The following is a 9968-nucleotide window of genomic DNA, read 5'->3' on the forward strand; positions in this document are numbered from 1 at the left end:
AAAGTGCTTTTCACGATCCTCTTGGAGACATCCTGCCGTGCAGGTTATTCAAGGGGCATGCGCCCGACCTTTCATCGCATCGCCTATGAGGCTCTGGACGTCTGCAACGCGGTCGAGATGTCGACGCTGGAGGCGGCGGTCGAAGCCACTGGCCTGCCGCCCCACGCCCGGGTGCTGGACATCGGCAGCGGCAACGGGGCGGTCGCGATCAGCCTGGCCGAAGTGTTCGGGTTCGAGGTGACCTCGGTCGAGCTGGATCCGGCCATGGCCGAGCTGGCGCGGTCGCGGATCGAGGCCTCCGAGGCGTCCTGCCAGATCATCCTGCATGAGGCGCGCTCGGATGTGGTGCTGGAGGCCGGCGGGCCGTTCGACCTGATCGTCGCACTGGGGACGACTGAGCCCATCGGCGGCGGGGTGCGTGATCCGCGTGGCATGCTGAAAGGGCTCGCGCGGCGGCTGACGCCCGGCGGCTGGCTGTTGTGGGGCGATCTGGTCTGGATTTCGGAGCCGTCGCAGCCCCTGAGGCAGATCGTCGAATTGAACAACACCTATGCCGACCACGCGGGCTGGCAGGCGGCGGCGAAGGCCGCAGGGCTGGAGGTCGTCTCGGCCGAGGTGTCCTCGCCCGAACTCTGGAACCGCTACCGTATGACCATGATGGCGGCGGTCGAGGTCTGGCTGGACACCCATCCCGACCACCCGGCGGCCGCCTCGATCCGGAGCCGGGCGCATCAGTTGAAGCTGATGTTCGACTTCGGCGAGGGGGCGCTGGGTTTCGGCCTCTATCTGCTGCGCCAACCGCCCGCGTCCTGACGGACACGCGCTCAAGCAGTGAGCTGCCGCGCAGCGAGCGCTAGCGCCCTTTATCTAAAAGGCGGCTCGTCGAAGGCGCGCAGCTTGCGGGAGTGCAGGCGCGAGCCTTCCTGACGCAGGATGTCGATGGCTTGGATGCCGATCTGGAGGTGTTCCGAGATGGAGCCCTCATAGAAGCGGTTGGCCTGGCCCGGCAGTTTGATCTCGCCGTGCAGCGGCTTGTCCGAGACGCACAGCAAGGTGCCGTAGGGGACGCGGAAGCGGTAGCCTTGCGCCGCGATGGTCGCGGATTCCATGTCGATGGCGACGGCGCGCGACTGGTTGAAGCGCAGCGCCGACTTGGAATAGCGGAGCTCCCAGTTCCGGTCGTCGGTGGTGACCACTGTGCCGGTGCGCAGGCGCCGCTTGACCTCTTCGCCCGGCGCGCCGGAGACGATCTTGGCCGCGTCATAGAGGGCGCGCTGGACCTCTGCGATCGAGGGGATCGGAATGTCCGGCGGCAGGACGGCGTCCAGCACATGGTCCTCGCGCAGATAGGCGTGGGCCAGGACGTAGTCGCCGATGGTCTGGGTCGGACGCAGACCGCCGCAGTGACCGATCATCAGCCAGGCGTGCGGCCGGGTGACGGCCAGGTGGTCGCAGATGGTCTTGGCGTTGGACGGCCCGACCCCGATGTTGACCAGGGTGATTCCCGTCGCGCCCGGCGCCGTCAGGTGATAGGCGGGCATCTGGTGCTTCTTCCAGGCGGCGTCCATGACGGCGGCCTCGGGATCGGCGGTTTCGCGGGTGATGACCATCCCGCCGGCGCAGGACAGGGTCTCATAGGGGCTGTCGGGATCGCGTAGCTGCTGGCAGGCCCAGCGCACGAAGTCGTCGACGTAGCGGTTGTAGTTGGTGAACAGGACATAGGACTGGACGTCCTCGACCGGGGTGCCGGTGTAGTGGCGCAGCCGGGCCAGGGAGAAGTCGGTCCTCAGGCCGTCGAACTGCGACAGGGGGAAGTCCTCGTCCGGATCGAACAGGCCGTCGGAGATCTCGTCGCCGATATGGGCCAGGTCGGTGGTCGGGAAATAGCGGGCGATGGCCGCCGTCTGCGACGGGTTGAGCACCACGTCGGACCCGTCCAGCACATAGGGGAAGGGGATTTCCTGGGTCGAGGGCTCGACCTCGAAGGTCGCGCCATAGTCCTGTTCCAGCAGGGTCAGCTGCTCGTGCAGATAGGACCGGAACAGGTCGGGCCGGGTCACGGTGGTCGCATAGACCCCCTGACGCGACATCCGGGCATAGGCGCGAATGGGCAGGTCGACCGGTCGGTCGCCGAACCAGCTGATCTTCAGCGAGGGATAGGAGAAGAGGCCTTTGGCGCGGGCTTCGGCGTCGGCCCGTTCGCCGGTGGCGAGGAAGTGGCGCACCGCACTGCGGAGATTGGCCACGGACTGGGTGTAGAGGGTTTCGAGGCGGTCCAGCGCCGCCTGAGCTGTCATCGTTTCTGTCATGGCCTCCTCTAACGGAAGAAGATGACATTGGCGAGGGGAGGGAGCGTCAGTTCCGCGACGCCACCAGCGCCCGGATCCGCTCCGCATCGGCGTCGTTCACCGGGTTGTAGACGACCATGGCCAGTTCGGGCCGGCCCTCGACGGCGAAGGTGGAGAACTCGAGTTCCAGTACGCCCAGTTCGGGGTGGTGCAGTCGTTTGAAGCCCTCGCCGTGGGCGACGATGTCGACCTCCTTCCACAGGGTTTCGAACTCCGGGCTCTGGCGCGACAGCTCCTCGACCAGCCGGTCGATCTCGGCGCCCGCGCCTGCGCGCGCGGCGTCGGCGCGGAAGGCGGCGACCACGAAGCGGGCGACCTTCCACCAGTCCTCCTGAGCCGCCTTGACCCGCGAGTCCGAGAAGATCAGCCGCAGGACGTTGCGGCGCTCGGGCGGCAGCTTCGAATAGTCGGTCAGGACGGCGGCCGCCGCCGCGTTCCAACCGACCACGTCCCAGGTGGCGTTCTTCACGATGGCCGGGCTGTGGGTCATGACGTTCAGCACCCGCTGCAGGCGCGGGCTGACACCGTCGACGGCGCGGTAGCGGACCTCGGGCGGGCGGCCGAGGCCGAGGATGAACAGATGCTCCCGCTCGGGCTCGGTCAGCATCAGGCCCGAGGCGATCCGGTCCAGCACATCGGCGGACGGGGCGCCGCCGCGACCCTGTTCGAGCCAGGTGTACCAGGTCGGGCTGATGTTGGCGCGCTGGGCGACCTCCTCGCGGCGCAGGCCGGGCGTGCGACGCCGGCCGACGGCAAAGCCGAGGGCGGCGGGGTCCATCCGGGCGCGGCGACCTCTCAGATAATCTCCGAGACGGTTGGGGGCTTCGGCGGTCATGCAAGGATCCGGGTGGTCATTATACCGGGATAAGGTCACTACTTTAACAGGATCAAATCTGCGCCCAGAACGCTCTCCAGACAAGACGGAGAGTTTCCATGCGTGTTTTCCTGACCGGTGCGACCGGCTTCATCGGCGCCCGGATCGTACCCGAGCTGATCGGGGCGGGCCATTCGGTGCTGGGCCTGACCCGGTCCGAGGCGGGCGCCGCCGCCCTGACCGCCGCCGGGGCCGAACCCCACCGCGGCGACATCGAGGATCTGGACAGTCTGCGCGCCGGAGCGGCTGCGGCCGACGCCGTGATCCACACGGCCTTCGACCACGACTTCTCCAACTTCGTCGCCAACTGCGAGAAGGACCGGCGCGTGATCGCGGCCATGGGCGAGGTGCTCAAGGGCTCTGACCGGCCCTTCCTGATCACCTCGGGCGTGGGCATGGGCGGCGGAGGACATGGCGGGTTGGCGACCGAGGACCGTTTCGACCGCTCGCATCCCAATCCCCGTATTGCCTCCGAAGAGGCCGGCGAAGCGCTCAAGGCGGCGGGCGTCGATGTGCGCGTGATCCGGCTGCCGCAGGTCCATGACACGGTGAAGCAGGGGCTGATCACGCCCCTGGTCGAGATCACGCGCGAGAAGGGCGTGTCGGCCTATGTCGGCGAGGGCGCCAATCGCTGGTCGGCGGCCCATGTGTCGGACGTCGCCCAACTGTACCGTCTGGCGCTGGACAAGGGCGCGAAGAACGCCCGCTACAACGCCGTGGCCGAGGAAGGCGTCACCGCCCGCGCGATCGCCGAGGCGCTCGGCGCGGGTCTGAACCTGCCGGTGGTCAGCCTGACGCCGGAAGAGGCGCCGGCGCATTTCGGCTGGATGGCGATCTTCGCGGGCATCGACATGGCCGCGTCCAGCGTCCTGACCCGCGATGCGCTTGGCTGGACTCCCAAGGGACCCGGCCTGATCGCCGACCTCAAGGCGATGGACTATCCGGCGGTCTAGCCCAGCTCGCGGTGGAAGAAGGCGCTGAGGTCGTCCAGCACCGGCGCCTTCTTCCTGAACAGAGGCGAGAAGGTCGCGATCAGGTCGGCGTGGTTCAGGCCGGGGTAGAGTTTGGCCTCCGAGCGCCCGCCGACCGCGTGCATCCGGTCGTTGAGGATGATCGTGTCCTCGTCATGGACCACGGTGTCGGCCGTGCCATGACCGAGCCACAGGGGCGGGGCGTCGGCGCGTACGAAGGTGACCGGCTGGGTCAGGGTGGGGTCGGGCGCCCGGCCGAAGGCGTTGATCGAGGCCGGGACGTCAAACGGCAGGAACTCATAGGGCCCGGCCAGACCGGCGGCGGCCTTGATGAGATTCGGCTGGTCGACGGCGGCCATGTAGCGGCGGTCGAGGGTGATCATCATGGCCAGATGGGCGCCCGCCGAATGGCCCGCGACGCCGAGACGGTCAGGATCGCCGCCGTACTGGCCAGCGACCTCGGCGACCTTCGCCGTGGCTTGGGCGGCGTCCTCGATGAAGGCCGGGAAGACGACCTGGGGCACGACGCGGTAGTCGGGCAGGGCGACGAGAAAGCCCTTGGCCGCAAGCGCCTGGGCGGCCCAGCCATAGAGGGTACGGGACCCCGAATCCCAACCGCCGCCGTAGAAGAAGACGATGACCGGCTGCGTGGGCTCGCCCGGCCTCCACTTCAGGCCGTAGAGGTCGAACTTCTGGCGAGGGTCGTCGCCATAGGACAGGTCGCGCGCGACCCGGCCCACGCCCCGGTCGCGCGGACCGAGGGTGTTGAGCATGCCCAGGGGCGAACAGGCGGCAGCGAGGGAGCCGAGGCCGGCGGCGAGAATGCCTCTGCGGGTCATGGAGTCTCTGTCAGGCGAAGAAGATCAGGCCGCAGATACGCACGGCGGCGCGGTCCGGCTCAACCATTCTCAAAATTATCCGGCGTGCTGGATCAGGGCGCCGCAGTCCGCGTCCTTGGCCAGACCCGGATCGACGAAGGCGAACAGGGCCGCGACCGGGGCGACGACGGCGCCGAGGATGGCCGTCAGGCCGCCCTGACCGACGACCGAGGCCGCATCGACGGCGATATGGGGCGCCGTCAGCGGGCCGCGCACCAGGATGGGCGTCCACAGGCGCAACAGGCGCGGCTTCTTGGACTCGCCGTCGATCTTCAGATTCAGCGTCTCGTCGCCCAGATTGATCGAACCCGACCCCTTGGCCAGCACCACATCGGTGTCGATGACGAAGGTCTGGGCGCGGGCCACGCCGCCGGAAACGTTGAAGTCGGCGACGGCGCAGCGGATCTCGCTCTTGGACTGGTCGCCGCTGAGCAGCTTGAGCAGGCCCGCCGAGGCGTTGATGCCCAGCAGTTCGGCGAAGGCGGCCCGCATCTCGCCGTGCGGCACGATCAGGGTGGCGGTGCCCTTGGACCCCGCCGCGAACCGGTGGATCGAGTTCCCGGGCCCTTCCAGCTTCACCCGGCCCAGGGCGCGGCCGGTGATCGGCGGCGAGCCGTTGGTCACGGGGATGATGGATTCCAGCGGATAGCCGGCCAGACGGAAGTCGATGGCGCTGTAGGGCATGTCACGGGTGGCGTTGATCTTCGCCGTGCCGTTCAGCTCCCCACGGTTGAATGTGAAGGACACCGGATTCAGGTCGAGGACGCCTGCCTCAAGCTTGGCTCCCAGATTGACGGCGCGGATGTCGAGGTCGTTGGCCTTCACCGTGGCGGCGCGATAGGTCAGGGTCCCGTCCATCGAGCGCAGACGGTCGACCTGCAGGGTGGCGTCGGGCAGCAGCTTGCCGGGCGCGCCGGAGCTGACGGTCGTGGTGTTGGTGCCCGCCGCATTGGTCTGGGTCTTTGCGCCGAGGATGGCGGTCAGGTCGTTGATGTCGAGGTTGCGTGACGCCAGCTGGGCGTCTACCCGCAGCCGGCCCTTGGCCTCGACCTTGACGTCACCCGACAGGTCCGACGCCCCGACCCGGCCCGAGAAGTCGTTGAAGCTCCAGGTGCTGTCGTCGCGTTTCAGGGCGCCCGACAGGCGGTAGGGCGGGGTGTTGGGCAGGGTGATGCCCGTCAGCAGATAGAGGTCGTTCAGGTCCTGGCCCTGCAGGCTCAGCGTCGACTGGAACTGGCCCAGGTCGAACGGTCGGGTGATCGAACCGTCCGCGACCAGCCGCGAGCGCGCGCCCGAAAGGTTGGCGCTGAAGTGATAGGGCCTGTTGCGGCGGATGTTGATGAAGGGTCCGCCCTCGATCCGCAGCGTCAGGGGCGAGCGGTTCAGACTGCCCTTTCCGTCCAGCACGAAGCCGGCGTCGCCCTCGTTGGCCGTCTCACGCGCATTGATCGAGGCGTCGAGCGTCAGGCCGCGCTTCTGTTCGTCGAGCACGATGTGGCCGCCGGTGATGATCAGCTGCTGGATCACCGGCAACTTCATGCCTTCGCCGGTGTCGGGTTTGGGTTTGCCGAAGGTCCAGCTGTTCTTGCCGTCCTTGGTGGCGATCAGCACGACCTCCGGGCGAGTGAAGGACAGGAGCGGCATCTCGATCTGGCCGGCGAGCAGCTTTCTCAGCCGAACCGAGGCCTCGATCCGGTCGATGTCGGCGGTGTCCTTGTCCAGGGCCCATTGCGGACCGCCGACCTTGAGGTCGCGCACCACGACGGACGGCGTCCAGCTGAACAGCTTGACGTCCAGGTCGCCCTGCAGGGCGATCTCGCGCTCATATTTGGCAGAGGCCCAGCGACCGATCGGGCCGCGCAGCATGTTCCAGTCGAACAGCAGCAGGAAGATCACCACCGCCGCGACCAGCAGAAGCGCCACGCCGCCGACGATTTTTTCTGTCGGGCCGGGGCGGCGGAAGGACCGGTAGACGGGGTCGTTGGCCTTGATCCAGTCGCGCCATTGCACCGCCCGCGCCCCGGCGGGGACGAGGGCGTTCTGCTGGAAGCCGCGCCAGTTCAGGCTGTTTTTCAAGTCGTTGGGCAAATCGTCGATCCGGGGCGAACCGCATCAACGCATCAAGGCGGGGATTGGCGCCATCCGGGGATCGGATTGATCGCCCGGCGTGCCGATTATGATCCGTTTGGGGAGTATTTGTCGTACTTTGGTCTTGTCGCTGTCGTAATACCTTTACAAAGGCGGCGGCGCGCGCATTATGCTCCGGACCCTGACGTAATTCAGGCCTTGGGAGGAGCCCGCCATGAACCGTTTCACCACCTTCGCCGTCGCCGCCGCGACCCTTCTCAGCGCCGCCGCGCCTGCTTTCGCCGCCCAGACGACCCAGGCTCCCGCCCGGATCAACGTCACCGTCTGCGAACGCGACGCCCTGACCCAGGCGGCCTTCCGCCGGAATTACGGCGGCACTCCGCAGTTCGTCACCGCCGATCAGGTCCTGGCCGCCCGCGCTTCGGGCGAGCGTTGGGCCGAAGCGCGCTGCATGACTGCGGGCGAGCACCAGCGGCTGACCCAGGCCACCGCGCCGCGCACGTCTCGTGCCGCGACGCCCCGCCCGGCGCTTTAAAGACCCGGCCACAAGGCCAAAAAAGAAAGGGCGCTGCCTCGCGGCAGCGCCCTTTTTCGTGTCGGCGGATCGCCTGACTAGTGGGCGGCGGGCGTCAGGTATTTGTCCAGCCAGCCGAATACCTCATTGTGCCATTGCAAGCTGTTGGCCGGCTTGAGCACCCAGTGGTTCTCATTGGGGAAGACGATCAGGCGGCTGTCGATGCCGCGACGCTGCAGGGCCGTGAAGGTCGACAGGCCTTGAGCCGTCGGGATGCGGAAGTCACGGTCGCCCTGGACCACCAGCATCGGCGTCTTCCACTGGTCGACGTGATTGGCCGGGTTGAACTTCTGATAGCCCTCGGGGTGATCCCACGGCGTGCCGCCGTATTCCCATTCGGTGAACCACAGCTCCTCGGTCGAATAGCCCATGCCGAAGGTGTCGAAGACGCCGTCATGGTTGACCAGGCACTTGAATTCGTTCGGCCAGTTGCCGGCGATCCAGTTGATCATATAGCCGCCGTAGGAGGCGCCCAGGGCGCAGGCGTTGGAGCCGTCGAGGAAGCCGTACTTCTGCTGCGCGGCGGCCCAGCCCTTTTGCAGGTCCTCGAACGGACGGTCGCCCCAGTGCTGGGAAATCGCGTCGGTGAAGGCCTGGCCGTAGCCGGTCGAGCCGTGGAAATCGATCATCACGACGGCATAGCCGGCGCCGGCATAGGTTTCCGGGTTCCAGCGATAGGACCAGCCGTTGCCGAACGAGCCCTGCGGGCCGCCGTGGATCAGGAAGGCGACCGGGTATTTCTGGCCTTCGACGTATCCGGCGGGCTTGATGACATAGCCGTGGACCTCTTCGCCGTTCCAGCCGGCGAAGGTGAACTGCTCGGCGGCGCCGAAGACCTTCTCGTCCAGCGACGGGTTCACATGGGTCAGGCGACGCGGCATCTCACGGCCGCGGAAGGTCTTGGCGTAGAGGTCGCCCGGCTCGGTCAGGCTGTCCTGCTGGAAGATGAAGCCCGAGGGGGTCTGGACGAAGGCCGCGACGTGGCCGGGGCCGGTGATCGGCACGACCTGGCCCGAGCGCACGTTGATCGAGAACAGACGTGTCTGACCGACGTCGCCGGCGGTGGTGTAGAGGGTCGAGCCGTCCCTGGACCACTGCAGGCCGTCGGCCGAACGATCCCAGTCGGCGGCCAGCTGGCGGGTCTGGCCGGTGGCGACGTCACGCAGGAAGATCGAATATTTGTCGGCCTCGAAGCCCGGACGGGCCATGGCGCGATAGGCCAGGGTCTTGCCGTCCGGCGAGAAGACCGCGCCCGTGTCCCAGGCCTTGTTGGCCTCGGTCAGGTTGGTGAAGTTGCCGTCGCCGGTGGTCAGGCCACGGGTCTGGTAGAGGTCGAAATTCGTGCTCCAGGGCTCCGAATGACCGGCGTGGCGGGCCGAGAAGACGATGGCCGAGCTGTCGGGGGTGAAGGTGAACTCGCTCTCGTCGCCGAAGGGCTTGGAGGGATTGTCGCCGTCGAAGCCCTTGGTCACCCAGACGGCGTCGCCACCGGCGGTGGGCACGACGAAGAGGTGGTTCTGGGTGCCGTCGGCCCAGGTGTCCCAATGGCGCACGAACATCCGGTCATAGACCTGACCCGTCGACTTCTTCTCGGCGTTGGCCTTGAAGCGGTCGACCGAGCACTGCAGGTCGGCGCAGTCGCCGAAGACGGCCAGCGAGACGACGATCTTCGCACCGTCGGGGCTGAGCTTGTAGGCGTTGACGTCCAGCGGCAGGCGGGTGACCTGGGTCGCGCCCGTCCCGTCGGCGGCGGCGCTCCAGACCTGGCTGGTCCCGGACTTGGACGACAGGAAGTAGAGGCGGCCGTCGGCGCCCCAGCGCGCCGAGTTGGCGCCGTCGTCGGAGATGGCCAGGCGGCGCGCCTCGCCATCGGCCTGCAGATCCTTGATCCACAGGCTGCCCGAACGCTTGTTGGCGGCGACGTCGGTCGCGGTCAGGGCATAGACCAGCCAGCGACCGTCGGCCGAGACCTGCGGATCGCCGATCCGGTTCAGCCCGATCATGTCGTTATAGGTGAAGGCGTCGCTGGGAGCCGCAGCGGCGGCGGCGGAAACGGCGGCGGGCACCTCGGCCATGGCCATCGAGGCCGTCGTCAGGGCGAGGGCGGCGCAGGCGCCGGAGAGCAGGGAGCGATAACGCATCGAGCGTGTCCTTGAGAACTGATGCGGCAGGCGTAGCACCGTCGCCTCCGGCGCGAAAGTTGCTGTTACGGTGAAACGGCGCGCGTCGCCGCGC

At 67.7% G+C, this 9968-nt stretch carries 8 protein-coding genes; 3 read left to right on the forward strand and 5 right to left on the reverse strand.

Translation table 11 applies throughout. The features are described from left to right. The first annotated feature begins 57 nt into the window (after positions 1-57). The gene (locus tag AC1ROD_RS12590) at positions 58-813 is read left to right on the forward strand and encodes an SAM-dependent methyltransferase (RefSeq protein ID WP_492948608.1); all 756 of its coding nucleotides are present in this window, start codon (positions 58-60) and stop codon (positions 811-813) included. A 50-nt stretch (positions 814-863) separates the two neighbouring features. On the opposite strand, the gene AC1ROD_RS12595 is transcribed toward AC1ROD_RS12590, so the two are convergent. Then, positions 864-2309 carry an AMP nucleosidase gene (locus AC1ROD_RS12595; protein ID WP_492948609.1) on the reverse strand — a complete coding sequence of 482 codons (1446 nt, stop codon included), beginning with the start codon at positions 2307-2309 and terminating at the stop codon, positions 864-866. Positions 2310-2355: 46 nt separating this feature from the next. After that, on the reverse strand, positions 2356-3183 hold the full coding sequence (locus AC1ROD_RS12600) for a helix-turn-helix transcriptional regulator (protein WP_492948610.1): 828 nt from the start codon (positions 3181-3183) through the stop codon (positions 2356-2358). Between the two features lie 98 nt (positions 3184-3281). Between AC1ROD_RS12600 and AC1ROD_RS12605 the strand changes: the two genes are divergently transcribed. Continuing rightward, positions 3282-4175: an SDR family oxidoreductase gene (locus AC1ROD_RS12605; RefSeq protein ID WP_492948611.1), complete on the forward strand. Its 894-nt coding sequence runs from the start codon at positions 3282-3284 to the stop codon at positions 4173-4175. Here AC1ROD_RS12605 and AC1ROD_RS12610 read toward each other — a convergent pair. Both AC1ROD_RS12610 and AC1ROD_RS12615 read right to left on the reverse strand, forming a co-directional pair. Next, on the reverse strand, positions 4172-5032 hold the full coding sequence (locus AC1ROD_RS12610) for an alpha/beta hydrolase (RefSeq protein WP_492948612.1): 861 nt from the start codon (positions 5030-5032) through the stop codon (positions 4172-4174). The two genes, AC1ROD_RS12605 and AC1ROD_RS12610, sit on opposite strands and share 4 nt — an antisense overlap. Positions 5033-5107: 75 nt before the next feature. Further along, the gene (locus AC1ROD_RS12615) at positions 5108-7159 is read right to left on the reverse strand and encodes an AsmA family protein (RefSeq protein WP_492948613.1); all 2052 of its coding nucleotides are present in this window, start codon (positions 7157-7159) and stop codon (positions 5108-5110) included. A 214-nt stretch (positions 7160-7373) separates the two neighbouring features. Between AC1ROD_RS12615 and AC1ROD_RS12620 the strand changes: the two genes are divergently transcribed. Further along, positions 7374-7694 (forward strand): hypothetical protein, encoded by a 321-nt coding sequence (locus AC1ROD_RS12620; RefSeq protein ID WP_492948614.1) that lies wholly within the window; start codon positions 7374-7376, stop codon positions 7692-7694. 77 nt (positions 7695-7771) lie between these two features. Here the strand turns inward: AC1ROD_RS12620 and AC1ROD_RS12625 are convergent, their stop codons facing one another. Next, positions 7772-9874 (reverse strand): S9 family peptidase, encoded by a 2103-nt coding sequence (locus tag AC1ROD_RS12625; protein WP_492948615.1) that lies wholly within the window; start codon positions 9872-9874, stop codon positions 7772-7774. Positions 9875-9968: the final 94 nt, after the last annotated feature.

Source organism: Brevundimonas sp. GW821-FHT12E07 (genome assembly GCF_058807035.1).